This window comes from Roseibium sp. (assembly GCF_048261595.1).
Taxonomy (GTDB): Bacteria; Pseudomonadota; Alphaproteobacteria; order Rhizobiales; family Stappiaceae; genus Roseibium.
Window position 1 is genome coordinate 187,328 of the sequence record NZ_JBLXFW010000006.1, and the last position, 14,423, is coordinate 201,750.

Consider the following 14,423-nt stretch of genomic DNA (forward strand, 5'->3'; position numbering starts at 1 on the left):
CTCCCATGGACCAGACCAGCCTCATCCAGCCTGTCCTCAATCTGCTGGAGACCGGTGGCCCCGTGGTTGCGCTGATTGCCGCCCTTTCGGTTATCGCCTTTGCGCTCGTGCTCATGAAGCTCGGCCAATTCTGGCGCGAAGGCGTAGGCCGCAGCGGCCGCGCCCGTAGCGCCGTGCAGCTCTGGCGTCAGGGACATCAGCGAGAAGCCATCCGCCTCGTCGGAACTCCGCGCAGCGCGTCCGAGGAAACCGTCGCAACCGCCATGCGCCTGTCGATGAACGGCACACTGGACAAGTCCGCAATCGAGGAAGAGATAACGCGCCGCGCCCTCGCCCGCCTGCACAATCACCAGTGGGGTCTGAAAGCGCTTGATGCGATCGGCCAGGTTGCCCCTCTGCTCGGCTTGTTCGGCACGGTTCTGGGCATGATCGAAGCCTTCCAGGAACTCCAGAGTGCAGGCAACTCGGTCGATCCTTCCATGCTCGCCGGCGGGATCTGGGTCGCCCTTCTGACCACCGCTGCGGGCCTTGCCGTCGCCATGCCGGTCTCGCTTCTTCTGACCTTCTTCGAAAGCCGCATCGATCATGAGCGCATTGCGATCGAGACACTTGGTGCCGGAGTCCTGCTGGCCCATGTGCCCGACGCTGCAATGCTGTCGCCGGAGCATGGCTTCCAGGCTATCGACGCCGCAGCTCCCCTGAACCAACAGGCTGTTCATGCGCATTGACCTGCCGCAGGCCCGATCCCGGAAGCTGTCGCTGACATCGCTGATCGACGTGATCTTCCTGTTGCTGCTGTTCTTCATGCTCACGTCTACCTTTACCAAGTTCGGTGAGGTGGAGATCGCACCACCGGGAGGCAACGGCACAGGATCCGGCAAGGGCCCGGGGATCATCGTTTCTCTGTCGGGTGAAGGCCTGCGCATCAACGGTCAGAGCGCGACACATGAAACCGCCGGCACCCTGCTACAGGAATTCGTCGCCAAGGGAGCCACCGCCGCTCTCCTCGTCCCCAAGCCTGACGCCACCGCACAGGACCTCGTGACCGCCATGGAGACCATCCGGCGCGTCGAAGGTCTGACCCTGACGGTCGCCAAGTAAGCCGACCGACCACCCTCCCCGATCCGTCACCGGGACGGAGCTTAGGACCATGAAGAAACTGCCGATCGCGCCGATCAAGCGCCAGAGCGAGAATACGATCTCCTTGATCAACATCGTCTTCCTGATGCTGATCTTCTTCCTCATTGCAGGGCAGCTAGCCCCTCCGATGGACAAGACCGTGGAGCTGATCGACAGCCAGGACGCCGAAGCTACGCCGCCGCCCGATGCTCTGGTGGCGCGCGAGGACGGATCGCTCTTCTTCCGCGGCGACTCGATCACCATCGAAGCCTATCTTGCCCAGGCCGCGCAGAGCTATGTCCCGGATGCCGAGGACACAGAGACCGGAAAACTTCCGGTACGCCTCGTTGCCGACAAGGACCTGTCGGCGATCGCACTCGTTGAACTTGTCGGCGAGCTTCAGAAGGCCGGGGCCGGCAAGGTCACGGTCGTGACGATGAGGGCACAATGACGATTGACGGCATCCGCCCCCCGGCGTGGCGCAGTCTTGCCTTCATGGTTTGCCTGTCGCTTGCGCTGCATCTGACTTTTGCGGTCTGGGCCACCTGGCAGGACGACGAGATAAAAATTGCCGGCGGCGCCGAATCCGCTGCAACAACCGTGGGCCAGGCATTTGCCGACACCCTCGTTGCCGGCACGGACATGCCGGTGATCGAACCCGAGGTCCAGAACCCGGATGAGGTCGTCGAAGCAGAGGCAGTCGAAACCCCTCAGGCCGTTGCGGCGATAGAGCCTCAGGCAGTGATGCCGACTGAAGTTTCTGAAATCACGCCGGTCGTTTCGGAGTTGACCGCTGGTGTCGTGAACTCGGCAACCGAAGGCCGTTTCATCGAAGCCGAGACCGCGATGGAACTGCCGCTCGAAGTCGAAGCCGCCAAGCCTGCTGAAATCAAACCTGAGGAACTTCGGCCCGAAGAGCCAAAGCAGGAAGAGCTGACCGAAACGAAACCGTTGGAGGTCACCAAACCTATCGAGCTTCTCAAGCAAGCGGAAATCAAGACCATTGAACCGCAGCAGGTGAGCGAGCCTTCAAAGGTTGAGCCGGTTGAAACCGTCGAACCGGATGTTCAGCAGCCTGTCGAACAGCAGGTCGCCGAAGCAGTACCTGTGCCCAATGTTCGGCCGGAGCCGCCGAAGCCGGCGAAAAGCCAGAAGCCGAAAACCCAGAAAAAACCAGCACAGAAAGCCAACTCCGCAACCGGCGCCGGGGGAGCTGCCAGCCGGAATGCCCAGAAAGGTGGCGCGAGCAGTGCTCGCCAGGCTTCCCAAGCCGGGAACGCTGCCGTATCGAACTACCCCGGCCAGATTGCAAGGAAACTGCGGCGCGCACGCCGTTATCCATCGGCGGCCAAACGCAAGCGTTTGACCGGTGAGGTCGTGGTCGCTTTCACCGTCGACCGATCAGGCCGCGCAAGCAGGATCCGGATCGCAAGAAGCTCCGGTCATGACATTCTGGATCAGGCAGGGCTCGAAACAGTGCGCCGGGCGAGCCCGTTTCCGAAAATCCCGCCGGAAGCTGGCCGGACATCCTGGAATTTCACGGTACCGCTGGCGTTTCAACGCTAGCGGCAACGTCCAGTGCCTACCCTTCCGTGGTATTACCGACAACATAGGCTGATCGGCCTTTCAGGCCCGCTTCTTCCGCGGCGATCCCCGCCTGCACCAGAGCTTCCCTGACATCCGTGGCGCCACTTAGCTTGACGATCCCGGCGTGATTGCTCGGGTCAAGCTTTTCGCCATCCAATACGAACGGTGCATCGAGCAGATGAAGAACACGCGTTGCTATCGCCCCAAGCACGCTGTCATCACCCTTGACCGCCCGATAGAGGACCGCAAACCGGCCATCATCAAGCCGGGAAAGCATGTCGGTGGGGCGAATACATTCCCGGATTCTATGCGCGACAATCAACGTCGTGCGTCGATCGAGAGGTTCGCTCAGACCAGCTTCGTAGTTCCGGGCATAACCAGGCTCAAGAACCATCAAGGCGGCAAACCCACCCTTCTGACGAACGTCCTCCACCGCTTCAGCAGCCTCATCCAGCAGCCAGGCTTCGTTGGCAGCACCCGTCACAGTGTCAACCTGGCTACGGCGCTTGTAGGACCGATAATCCGGATGATCCTTCCGGACCTCTTCCTGAGTGCCGATCCAGCCGCCGTCGGGCGTGGGAGCATGGGCGCAGCATACCAGGTTGCCTGACCTCAGCATGGTAAAGGTCTGGACCACCTCTCCCTCGGAGAGCCGCTCCCGCAAGTCTTCCAGGTGCGCATCAATGTCACCGTCGAAATCACCGCGCTCGACCTGTTTCTCCAAAAGCTCACGCAGTGTGACGCCGCGATAGACTTCGTCGACCGGCTTTTCGAAAACCTCCAGGTACTTCTGGTTCCAGAACTGCAACCGGCCTTCCTTGTCGAAGACACTGATTCCCTGTTCCATGCTTGCAAGGGTGAGTTCCAGTTCCTCGCTCTTTTCGCGAGCCTGACGTTCCTTGTCCTTGAGTCGCTCCTCGTAGCGCCGCCGCATGGTGATATCTTCCAGGATGGTCAGCAAACCGCCATCCGGCATCGGTATCCCCTTGATCTCATGAACGGTTCCGTTCGACAGCACACGTTCATAGACCACCGTATGACCGGACGAAAAGCGGGAGATAGTCCGGTTGACGGCAAGCTCCAGTTGTTCCTCCCCCAGGCCTTCGCGCAGGGCATTGCGTTCGACCATGCTTCTCAAAGTGGGACGTTGAGCAAGAAAGGCGCCGTCTATTTCAAGCAACTGCATGAGAGCGCCATTGATACGCGTCAGCTTTCGCTCATGATCGAAAAGGGCCAGCCCGCCCGGATAGCTCTCGAAAACCGCCTCCAGAACCGCACCATGGTTCTTGATCTCGGTCACATCGGCGAAGTAGTCCGCCCGGTACGACGATGGAGTGATCCGTGAACTTGTCTGGATCCAGTGTTTGTTGTCCAGAAGATCCAGGTGATTGCCGGTGCCTATCAGATAGTCCGATACCCGTTCCTCGATCCATCCGGCCCAGGCGGTTTCCTTTCCGACAAGATCCGCAAAGCGCCCGGCCGCAAGATTGCGCAAGAGCAGTTCCGCATAGGTTTCCCGCTTGGCAAGCTGCGTCCCGTTCAAGGCATATGCGGACCTGTAGGACCCGTTGGCCATGACAATCCGGTCGTCCTGATCATAGATCGCAAAGCCGTTTGGAATGGCCTCGAACGCTTCGTTTAGTATATCCTCGTTGCGCTTCATGGTCGTGATGTCTTCGACGGAGATGACGAGGCCCACGAACTCACCGTCCTCGCGGCTGACCAATGGCTCCGATCGGCATCGAAGCCATTTGCGAACCTGATCCGGGCCAACCTTCACCTGAAGCGACAGGCTTCGACTTTCCTCACTGTTGAGAAGACCAACCAGAAGCGAGCAGTCGCCATACTCGTCTTCCCCCGAACCGATCATGGGAATGTCGGCAGGCTGTACGGAACACGCTATGTCCGCCAGGTGCGTCATGTTCTCGTAAATGGTGGTGCAGTCGAGAATATCTTCGGCTGCTCCATTATGCCACCGCACGATACCGTCGTTCCCGGCAACCAGAATGCCTTCAGAAAGCGCGTTGAGCGTTGAGCGATAGAGCCGTTGAGAGCGGTCGATTTCATCCTGAGCGCCGCGCTTGGCGCTCACATCCATCAGCGACCCGACAAGACGGACACTTCCATCTTCCTTGAAAACCGGCTGACAGATCGACGAGACCCAGATGCTGCGGCCCGTCGCGGTGGAGATGGGCAAATCCATTTTCCAGCCGGTTCCCGAGCGTATCGCTTCGCGATAAGCAAGCATGATGCGGTCGCGGTAGGCTTTGTCGCACTGTGCGAACCACTCATCCAGTGCGGGTGCGTATCCCGACGGACGATCGTGAATCCTGCAGGTTTGTTCAGTCCAGGTTACCGTGTGCGAGGCAGGATCGATTTCCCATCCCCCGACACCTGCAAGCTCCGTAAAACACTCAAAATGGTCCTTGACCAATTGTGCATCGGCCACCTGGCGCTCCGCCGCCGCCTTTGCCATGTCGAGGGTCAGCAAGCTTGCAGCAATTCCGGCATGGCCCGAAACAAGATCAACGCCGGTGGCCAGATCATCGCGGGCACATTCGCAGGCGAGCACCAGGAACCAGTCTTCAGCATCGGGGCCAAGCTCGGCCACACAAATGCGCCTCGCGATCGCCAATCCACCTCCGGGCCCAAAGGCGCGGGAAAAGGCAAGGTCACCCTCTGTGACCTTGTCTGCTTCGTCTGCAGCCGGGAAACCGGACCCGTCAGCTGCGAGGAACCAGACATCGGCCATGTCACCGACTGAAACGACCGGGACAAAAGTGCCAGCCGTGTATCTGACGACCGCGGCGGCCTGTGCGGAAAAAGAACGTAGGAGATTGGAGAGCAGACCAAGGAAGCCTGCATCGCGGCTGGACAACTCCCCTGCATCAGCCTTGCGGACTGAAGACCTTTGGACGCCGACGTCAGACAAGGCAGGGCCCACCGGAACTCCCTTCGCAATCCTCTATTCGATCGCCTGACCTTAGCGGCAAACTTACTAACTCAAGGTAACTGGCCTTTGTTGTTGCAACGAATAATAAAACGAAAATATCCTCAGTATTGATATTTAAAGCACTGATATTTATGCCAATAAAATCATCTAACCCAGCCCCAAGGAACAGAGGCTCGTCACAAATATTACCAAAAAGTTAATAACATCACGTAAATTTGCGCGCCAAAGGCAAGAAATTATCCGAAATGTGGTGTAATAATGGCAGCAACGTGGCAGCCGACGGAGAAGAAGGCACTGACAGCAAATAGTTATCGGTCAAATGAAACCCAGCGGCGCTGTCCACGTTAATAGGTTGTATCAGCCCAGGAGGCGACAATGCACCAATTGATGAGCCCCACACGTGTAATCGCAGCAGCAGTTCTCCTGATCGCCTCGATCAGTGTGACAGAAGCTACACCGCTGCCGAAGCAGACCGTGATGCTGGAACATGAGAGCTTGGCCGTCACTGTTGCATCTGCGGATATTTCCCAGGCTGATCCACTGAACTCAGATCTGACCATTTGGGTCGGTGAAATCGAATTGAATGATCGCAAGATGATCTGGGTCGAACTGATCGACGGCTTCGGCGAGGTCATCTACGATTCCGAAGTGCGAGCAAACGAAACCCATCTGCTCCCCGATGGCAGAGCAGTCGTCGTCCGCTCCGCCGATCCTGCAACCGCCATTGCGAAAATCGATGACTCCCGTATTGAGAGCGACACGCCCCACCTTGTAACCCGCCGCGTGGTTGAGGATGCGGCCGGATCGACTTCTGTTGAATTTATCGAGACCTCCAAACCCGAAAGAAAGTCTCGCCTCCTCGATATCGCGGCCGTTGGCAACCTGATCTGGAGCGCCATCGCCACCTTGTTTGAGGAGACTTCAGACCGGATCCAGGTCGCCTGGAACTGGCTCGTGGACACAGTTCGCGTCTAGACGGACCAACTCAAACCGAAAAAGAAAGACCGGCGCACCTGGGTGTGGCCGGTTTTTTTGTATCTCCAATATCTATTTGAGATCATTGGTGATCCGATCACACAATAGAGACGTAACCTGGCAGCAAAACAATGGGCCCCGCAAACGGGAGCACCGAACCAAGAAGGAAATGCCATGCGGATTGCCGTCATCGGCTCCGGCATCGCCGGAAACAGTGCAGCTTGGGCCCTCAGCAAAAAACATGAAGTGGTTCTGTATGAGAAACGCCTTCGCCCAGGGGGCCATAGCGCCACAGTTGACATTGACTACGATGGCACTTCGATCTCGGTGGACACGGGTTTCATTGTCTACAACGAACTGAACTACCCGCACTTCACCGCTCTCCTTGAGCATCTTGGCGTTGAAACCGAAGAGAGCGACATGAGCTTCGCCCTCTCCTCTCATGGCGGCAAGCAGGAGTGGTCGGGGCAAAATCTCTCGACGATCTTCGCAAGGCGCAGCAACCTTCTGTCTCCGCGCTTCCTGATGATGCTGCGCGACATCTTGCGCTTCAACAAACAGTGCACACAGGACAAGGCCGCTGGTCGCCTGGCTGGCCTCTCCCTTGGCCAATATCTTGACCGCTGCGGGTTCTGCAGCGCCTTTCGCGACGATTACCTGCTGCCGATGGGGGCAGCGATCTGGTCGACACCGCTCAGAGAGGTGGAGGATTACCCGGCCGAGAACTTCGTGGCATTTTTCGAGAACCACCGCCTGATCAATTTTGACCGCCCCACCTGGCGCACCATCAAGGGTGGCAGCCGCAACTATGTCCAGAAGCTCCTTGCCCCGCTTGCCGGCAACATTCGGCTCGGCGCTATGGTCACGGAAATTCTCCGAGAAGACGGCAAGGTTACGGTCCGGGATGTTGCAGGAACGACAGACACCTTCGATCAGGTTGTTCTTGCTGGCCATACGGACCAGTCGCTTGCCATGCTGGGAGATGCTTCGGATGACGAACGCCAGATCCTCGGCGATATCCGCTATCGCCCCAACAACGTTTTTCTCCACCGGGACGAGAGCCTCATGCCAAAACGCAAGAGCGTATGGTCGTCCTGGAACTATCTGGCCCAGCAAGATCCGGGATCGGACCGGGAGGTCACTGTCAGCTACTGGATGAACCGCCTCCAGAACCTTCCTGCTGACAAGCCTCTTTTCGTGACACTCAACCCGCCGAGCCCGCCGCAGGAAGACCAGACCTTCGCACATTTCGTCTACGATCATCCGCAATTCGACGCCAAGGCAATCGAGGCCCAAAGGTCGCTCTGGCGCATTCAGGGCAAGAACCGGACCTGGTATTGCGGCGCCTGGGCAGGTTCCGGCTTCCATGAAGATGGCCTCTCGGCCGGCCTTGCAGTTGCACGGCAACTGGGTGCTATTCTTCCCTGGGAAGCACAGGATCAGACCGCTCCGCTCTTGGAAGCTGCCGAATGAAACGACTATGCGCAACGAGCATGACCCAGAATGGTCCGGCGCCAGCAGCTCCCGCTGCTCTTTACGCCGGTTCCGTCATGCACCAGCGCATGAAGCCATCGGCACACAGGTTTGCTTACGAGGTATTTTCGCTTCTGATCGACCTGGACAGGCTCCAAGACGCGGGAAGGATGTCGCCGCTGTTTTCGGTTGGCCGGTTCAATCTCATGTCCTTTCACCAGAAGGATCACGGACCAAGAACCGGCGCCAGCCTGCGTGCGCACGTTGACGGCCTTCTGACCAGACACGGGGTCGCCAGACCGGCGCGCGTTCTGCTGCTTGGCTATCCGCGCATTCTTGGAACGGTGTTCAACCCGCTCGCCGTCTACTACGCTTTCGATGCGAACGAACATCTGACCGGCGTAATCTACGAGGTTCGAAACACATTTGGCGACATACACCACTACGTCGCCCCGGTTGATTGCTCGCAGATCACGGAAGCAGGTCTCAAGCAGGATCAGGAGAAGCTCTTCTACGTCTCGCCCTTTATCGACATGGAGCAACACTACCACTTCCGCCTGCTTCCACCTGGCCGGTCCGTCCGGATCCGAATTCTCGAGACGGATGCTGAAGGTCCTCTTCTGTCGGCGACCTTCGCCGGGAACCTTTGCCCGCTGAGCACCAGCACGATCCTCCGGCTGTGCCTGCGCATCCCCCTGCTCACACTCAAGGTTCTGGGCGGCATTCACTGGGAGGCCTTTAAAATCTGGCGCAAGCGTGTACCCTTTCATTCGAGACCCAAGAACGCTGTACGCGCGACCCAGACTTCCGAAGACGGGTCCATTGTGGCCAGATGACAACCGCCGATCGCAACCGGTCGAGCCTGAGGGTTTTGGCATGACGCAACCAATTCCAGTTACTTCAGACAACATGCAAGAGGCCATGAAGGGCCTGCCGAAAATGGCGGCGATCGGCTTCAGGATCCTCATAAGGCTTCATCTGGGAACGTTGCTGGTCTCCGTACCTGACGGCAGGACCTTCCGTTTCGAGGGCAAGGCGCCCGGGCCAGAGGCCGAGCTGACCATCCATGACTGGAAATTCCTGAACATGGTCATCGACGATGGCGACGTCGGCGTCGGCGAGGCCTTCATGGCCGGCTACTGGTCCTCGCCGGACATCACCTCGTTTCTCGAGCTTTTCTGTCTCAACCGGGATGCAACGCTCGACGCACTCAAGGGCCGCCCGATCGCGCGTCTGGCACTCCAGCTTCGGCATTGGCTGAATGCCAACACCCGACGTGGTTCCAAGCGGAACATCTCCGCCCACTACGACCTTGGAAACGCATTTTACAGGGAATGGCTCGATCCATCGATGACCTATTCCTCGGCCCTGTTCGAAGAAGGCACGACCGACCTCGAAGCTGCTCAGCGACAGAAATACGCCGCACTGGTTCGTGAAACGGACATCCGGCCTGATCACCACGTTCTGGAAATCGGTTGCGGCTGGGGAGGATTTGCCGAGTTTGTCGGCAAGGAGGTTGGCGCCAAGGTACGCGCTCTCACCATTTCTCGAGAACAGTATGACTATGCACGCGAGCGCATCTTCAATGCCGGTCTGAGCGAGAAGGTGGATGTCGTCTTCCAGGATTACCGGGATGAACGCGGCAAGTTCGATCGTATCGCGTCGATCGAGATGTTCGAGGCCGTGGGCGAGCGTTACTGGCCGACCTATTTCGGCCAGCTGTCCAATTGCCTGAAACCCGGCGGACGTGCTGGCCTTCAGATCATTACGATCCAGGACCGCATGTTCGATGATTATCGCCGCAGCACCGACTTCATCCAGCGCCACATTTTTCCTGGCGGCATGCTGCCGCCGCCGGCCAAGCTGGTCGATATCGGCAAGAAACTGGGCCTCGACCTCGCCGATCAGCGGATCTTCGGCCAGGATTACGCCCGCACCCTGGCCGAGTGGCGCGAACGCTTCCGCGAAGCCTGGCCGCGGATCAGCCCGCTTGGCTTCGACGAACGTTTCAAGCGGCTATGGGAGTTCTATCTTCATTATTGCGAGGCCGGCTTCCGGTCCGGAAACATCGACGTCCGCCAGATGGTCTACGTGAAGCCTGAGTAAACGGCGAAACACGTCGCGGCTGCCAGCAGATCAAGAAACAAGAGGCGCCAACCGGCGCCTCTTGCTTTTACCTCTTCAGTGGTGGGCATGACCCGGTTCGGTAATTGTCACCGCGGGTGCGGGATGGTCGATCCGCGTGGCATCGCCTTCAGCCGGGATATTGATCCATTCTTCCTTGCCGTTTGCACATTCCTGGATGGCAGGGATGTAAACCTTCTTGCCCACTTCAAGCGCCTCCGAGAAATACCCCCGGAAGGTGAACTCATCGAAATGAGCGTCGTCGAGCGAGCCTGTCCAGATGATTTCCTTCACACCGTCGGTGATCTTGCTGCCATGAAGTTCGTAGCTGTTGGCATAGTCCCCGATCACCGTCTCCAGCCCCCAACCGGCCTTCGGCATCGGCTTGACCGCGACGATACCCTCCGGGATTTGCAGGCGAACCTTGAGGGTCGGTTCACCCTTGCAGCCATGGGGAACGCGAAGGACCATCTTCGCAGTGCTTTTCTGCGTCACGTCAGGGGTTTCAAACGTTGCATGGGCAAGGGCTGCTTCGGACATCAGAACAAGCGCTGCCATGGAAATTGCGAGCTGTTTCATAACTTCAACCTTTTTGACGGCGCGGACGTAGCCGCACCATGATTTGGATATGTCGAGAGAATGGCGGCACCCAGACGCGCCGCCGAGTTGGCGCTTGGCCCCACAACTGCATGACAGCACACGCACTTCGGACCTGCTGCCCTAGCGCACGGCAGGTGGTTCCATGGCTTGCGCAGGTACATCCGCGCAGAACGAATCTGCTGGAGCACTTCGAAAGCAGGAAAGCATGCCAGTACGGTGAGACGGGAGTTTTTGAACGGGCGCCTGTCAGCGCAGGGCGGTCATCTCAGACGCCGAAACCATGTGGGGGCGCACGCGGGCGATATTGGGTGCGAACCGCAAGCAGCTGAACCTGATCGCCATCGGGGCGCTGCATCGCGGCCAGATAGCCGTCTTGCCGAAAGTCGAAACTCGTCGGCGGCACATCGGCCAAGGCCTTGGCGAGGACGCATGCCGGACACGTCGGCCGCTCCGCCTCGCCGTCCGTCGTTCCGGAATTGATGCAGAGCGACGGCAGGGAGCCGTCCGGCAAGACAAAATCGGAGAATTCTCCCTCGGACCCGCCAACTGCGCGCGCCGATCCAACAGAATGAACGGTGAGGAGTGCGAGCAAGCAGAGCGACAAGAGGACGCTCAGCAGTCGTGTCTCCGGGAGTTTTCGCAAACCGTTCATAAGGATCAGCTAGCACCGGTCAGATGATATCGACAAGTGCCGGTCGCCCTCGATAAGCTGATTGTCCCGCGGCAAAGCGCCTCGTGACAAGTGTTGAAGCTAGTCCGTCTTGCGGTCCCAGCCCGTCGCCTTTGCAAGTACCGGAAAGAACCACCGGTATGGCAAAAGGCGCAGAAGCTTCATCTTGCGCACGAATGCTTTCGGAAACGCGATTTCGAACCGTTTGGGATCGTTCAAGCCCTTGCGAAACTCGACAACCGCTTCGTCAACCGTCATCAGATCAGGCATCGGGAAAGGGTTGCCCCTGGTCGCAGGCGTGTCAACGAAGCCCGGATTTACGACCTGGATCCGGATATTGGCCCGATCAAGATCGAACTTCAGTGCCTCGGCCATATTGATCAGGCCTGCCTTAGTCGCACCATAGGCAGCCGAAGTCGGCAATCCTCGATAACCAGCTACCGAAGACACGATCGCGATCTGCCCCCGCCCCTGCTCCTTCATGCGGGAAATCACCGGAAGCAAAACGTTCACCGTGCCGTTCAGATTGACCGCGATTGTCTGCCGCCATTCCTCGGGGTTTCCAGCCAAGCCATCTTGCGGGTGATAGACCCCGGCATTGGCCACAAGAAGCGCAGGCACGCCAAGATCGCGCACGATATCATCGCACGACGAGATCATGCTCTCGGCATCAGTGACATCACCTGGCACGGGAACAATTCGCCCGGAAAAGCCAGACGCTTCAGCGCAAAGAGTATCGAGTTTGTCGGAGGAACGCGCGGTGGCAACCACCGTCCACCCGTCACGCGCAAGGGACAAGGCAAGAGAGCGACCGATCCCGGAACTCGCGCCGGTAATCCAGGCGCAGCCGTCGTCCGGCGCAGCAACGTAACTGGAAGAGGTCATGACATCTCCATGGGTTTTAGCTTTTTACGGCCTCCCCCACGGATCGGATCGCACGCAATGAAAATCGCGCGCGATCTTGTCTTTTACTTCAGGAACGGGGCGAAGAACCGGCCGACAGGACCCGTCAGCCGCAAGCTGCCCTCTGTCACGGCAAAGCAGATGCAATCCTCACCTTCGTCGGCAATCGGCTTGTGATCGATCTCATGGTCGGCAAAGGCGATATCACCGCGCACGAAATGACCGTCGGAGTCGCTGAAACCGCCCTGAAGAACCAGCGTCAACTCAGTCCCCTCATGGGTGTGAGAGGGCATGGCCTTGCCGGCGCGAACCCAGATCAGGGAAGCCGAACAGCCGTCGATCTCTCCGAACTTGCACTCCTTCACCCCCGGCAACAAGGTGCGCCAGGGCAAAGTGTCGAGTGACTGTCCGACAATATCGCGCAGGCTCGCAGGCAGACGCTTGTCACTACCGGATTGTCCGCCAGACAGACCGATATCCGCACCACTTACGTCGATCGGCTCGGATGCGAAGATAGCTGCGAGCTTTTCGTCACGGCCGCCGATCTGGACCGGCGACGTTTCCTCAAGCCCGATACCCCCAAGGGCCTCGAGCGAAGAGACATAATCCCGGTTGGACTCGGACAGCTCCAGATGGGCGCCCACGAGCGCCTGTGCCGGTGCAGCCAAGGTTCCTGCCGCAAAGCCGGCAAGCAACTCATCGAGACCGGTAACGTTTTTTTCCATGCAGTCGCTCATTGGGCTCCCGTAGTCGGAAATAGCAAAACTTTTCCCGCTTACGAAGCATCATCAGGATCAGATCACTGCACAAGTGCCCAATCTTGCGAGACGTGGCAAGTGACCGGTCTATAAAGTAGAATAACAGGGCCCCAATTTTCAACCAATTCGGACCTGTTTCCATCCCATACGCTTGATCCGGCATGGCAGGACCACTAGCTTCGCCCTCAAAGCCGAAGAGCGAATTGGGACAAATTTCAAAATGACCGTGTGCAAATCCGTTGTCGATGCCATCGGCAATACGCCGCTTATCCGCCTGAATGCCCTCTCCGAGGAAACCGGTTGCGAGATCTTCGGCAAGGCCGAGTTCATGAACCCCGGCCAGTCGGTCAAGGATCGGCCAGCGCGTCAGATGATCCTGGAAGCGGAAGCCCGCGGCGACCTGAAACCCGGCGGCCTGATCGTCGAAGGCACAGCCGGTAATACCGGGATCGGGCTCGCACTCGTCGCGAGTGCCCGCGGCTACCGGACCGTCATCGTCATTCCGGAAACCCAGACCCAGGAAAAGAAGGACATGCTGCGGATGTGCGGCGCCGAACTCCTGGAAGTTCCGGCCAAGCCCTTTTCCGATCCCAACAACTATCAGCACATTGCGCGGCGACTTGCCGAACAGCTGGCCGAGAGTGAACCCAACGGCGTGCTCTTCGCCGATCAGTGGAACAATCTCGACAACCGCAAGGCGCACTATCTAACGACCGGCCCGGAAATCCTGGAACAGACCGACGGCAAGGTCGACGGTTTCATCTGTGCGGTCGGCTCCGGTGGCACCCTGGCAGGTGTTTCGACATTCCTGCGTGAAAACAAGCCCGGTGTTACCATCGGCTGTGCCGACCCGCTTGGCGCTGGCATGTACCACCTCTTCAAGGACGGAGCTGCCAAGGCGACAGACGGCAATTCAATCGCCGAAGGGATCGGCCTTGGCCGCTCTACACCGATTGTCGGAGACATCAAGGTCGACCTGCCCTACGCGATTTCGGACGAGGAAGCCCTCCCGCTGGTCTTCGACCTCGCCGAGCACGAGGGTCTTCTGCTCGGCGGCTCCTCCGCAATCAATCTTGCCGGCGCGCGGCGCATGGCAAAAGAGATGGGGCCCGGCCATACCATCGTGACAATCCTGTGCGATCATGGAACCCGCAGCCAGTCCAAGCTTTATAATCCTGAGTTCCTGAAATCTAAGAACCTGCCGGTTCCAGGATGGCTTGAGCGATCCGGCACACTGACGGCTCCCTTCGCATAAGGGAGC

General features: G+C 58.7%; 14 protein-coding genes. 9 read left to right on the forward strand and 5 right to left on the reverse strand.

Going from position 1 to position 14,423, the window contains the following annotated elements:
* Nucleotides 1-5 precede the first annotated feature (5 nt).
* The 4 genes from ACN0SY_RS18040 to ACN0SY_RS18055 are packed head-to-tail and all read left to right on the forward strand — an operon-like array spanning nucleotide 6 to nucleotide 2,685.
* Nucleotides 6-728 (forward strand): MotA/TolQ/ExbB proton channel family protein, encoded by a 723-nt coding sequence (locus ACN0SY_RS18040; RefSeq protein ID WP_417689610.1) that lies wholly within the window; start codon nucleotides 6-8, stop codon nucleotides 726-728.
* Nucleotides 718-1,101: an ExbD/TolR family protein gene (locus ACN0SY_RS18045; protein ID WP_417689612.1), complete on the forward strand. Its 384-nt coding sequence runs from the start codon at nucleotides 718-720 to the stop codon at nucleotides 1,099-1,101. The genes ACN0SY_RS18040 and ACN0SY_RS18045 overlap by 11 nt, the downstream gene beginning before the upstream one ends.
* Nucleotides 1,102-1,150: 49 nt before the next feature.
* The gene (locus ACN0SY_RS18050) at nucleotides 1,151-1,570 is read left to right on the forward strand and encodes an ExbD/TolR family protein (RefSeq protein WP_417689614.1); all 420 of its coding nucleotides are present in this window, start codon (nucleotides 1,151-1,153) and stop codon (nucleotides 1,568-1,570) included.
* Entirely contained in the window at nucleotides 1,567-2,685 is a 1,119-nt protein-coding gene (locus ACN0SY_RS18055; RefSeq protein ID WP_417689616.1) for a TonB family protein, read from the forward strand. Before ACN0SY_RS18050 ends, ACN0SY_RS18055 begins: the two co-directional genes overlap by 4 nt.
* A 16-nt stretch (nucleotides 2,686-2,701) precedes the next feature.
* Here the strand turns inward: ACN0SY_RS18055 and ACN0SY_RS18060 are convergent, their stop codons facing one another.
* A complete protein-coding gene (locus tag ACN0SY_RS18060) occupies nucleotides 2,702-5,638 on the reverse strand; it encodes a PAS-domain containing protein (RefSeq protein ID WP_417689618.1) in 2,937 nt (978 codons plus the stop codon).
* A 396-nt stretch (nucleotides 5,639-6,034) separates the two neighbouring features.
* On the opposite strand from ACN0SY_RS18060, the gene ACN0SY_RS18065 reads away from it, so the two are divergent.
* From ACN0SY_RS18065 to ACN0SY_RS18080, 4 genes are all read left to right on the forward strand, one after another.
* Nucleotides 6,035-6,634: a hypothetical protein gene (locus ACN0SY_RS18065; protein ID WP_417689620.1), complete on the forward strand. Its 600-nt coding sequence runs from the start codon at nucleotides 6,035-6,037 to the stop codon at nucleotides 6,632-6,634.
* Nucleotides 6,635-6,808: 174 nt separating this feature from the next.
* On the forward strand, nucleotides 6,809-8,107 hold the full coding sequence (locus ACN0SY_RS18070; RefSeq protein WP_417689622.1) for an NAD(P)/FAD-dependent oxidoreductase: 1,299 nt from the start codon (nucleotides 6,809-6,811) through the stop codon (nucleotides 8,105-8,107).
* Complete coding sequence (locus ACN0SY_RS18075; protein WP_417689624.1) at nucleotides 8,104-8,943, forward strand: DUF1365 domain-containing protein; 840 nt, start codon at nucleotides 8,104-8,106, stop codon at nucleotides 8,941-8,943. Before ACN0SY_RS18070 ends, ACN0SY_RS18075 begins: the two co-directional genes overlap by 4 nt.
* 40 nt (nucleotides 8,944-8,983) lie before the next feature.
* Complete coding sequence (locus tag ACN0SY_RS18080; RefSeq protein ID WP_417689626.1) at nucleotides 8,984-10,213, forward strand: class I SAM-dependent methyltransferase; 1,230 nt, start codon at nucleotides 8,984-8,986, stop codon at nucleotides 10,211-10,213.
* A gap of 75 nt (nucleotides 10,214-10,288) precedes the next feature.
* On the opposite strand, the gene ACN0SY_RS18085 is transcribed toward ACN0SY_RS18080, so the two are convergent.
* The 4 genes from ACN0SY_RS18085 to ACN0SY_RS18100 all read right to left on the reverse strand — a co-directional run bounded on the left by ACN0SY_RS18085 (nucleotide 10,289) and on the right by ACN0SY_RS18100 (nucleotide 13,129).
* On the reverse strand, nucleotides 10,289-10,810 hold the full coding sequence (locus tag ACN0SY_RS18085; RefSeq protein ID WP_417689628.1) for a YcnI family protein: 522 nt from the start codon (nucleotides 10,808-10,810) through the stop codon (nucleotides 10,289-10,291).
* Nucleotides 10,811-11,096: 286 nt separating this feature from the next.
* Nucleotides 11,097-11,483, reverse strand: coding sequence for a hypothetical protein (locus ACN0SY_RS18090; RefSeq protein WP_417689629.1), 387 nt, complete (start codon nucleotides 11,481-11,483; stop codon nucleotides 11,097-11,099).
* 99 nt (nucleotides 11,484-11,582) lie between these two features.
* Nucleotides 11,583-12,386: an SDR family NAD(P)-dependent oxidoreductase gene (locus ACN0SY_RS18095; protein ID WP_417689631.1), complete on the reverse strand. Its 804-nt coding sequence runs from the start codon at nucleotides 12,384-12,386 to the stop codon at nucleotides 11,583-11,585.
* Nucleotides 12,387-12,469: 83 nt separating this feature from the next.
* Complete coding sequence (locus tag ACN0SY_RS18100) at nucleotides 12,470-13,129, reverse strand: ChrR family anti-sigma-E factor (RefSeq protein WP_417689633.1); 660 nt, start codon at nucleotides 13,127-13,129, stop codon at nucleotides 12,470-12,472.
* A 253-nt stretch (nucleotides 13,130-13,382) separates the two neighbouring features.
* Between ACN0SY_RS18100 and ACN0SY_RS18105 the strand changes: the two genes are divergently transcribed.
* The gene (locus ACN0SY_RS18105) at nucleotides 13,383-14,417 is read left to right on the forward strand and encodes a cysteine synthase A (protein ID WP_417689635.1); all 1,035 of its coding nucleotides are present in this window, start codon (nucleotides 13,383-13,385) and stop codon (nucleotides 14,415-14,417) included.
* Nucleotides 14,418-14,423 lie beyond the last annotated feature (6 nt).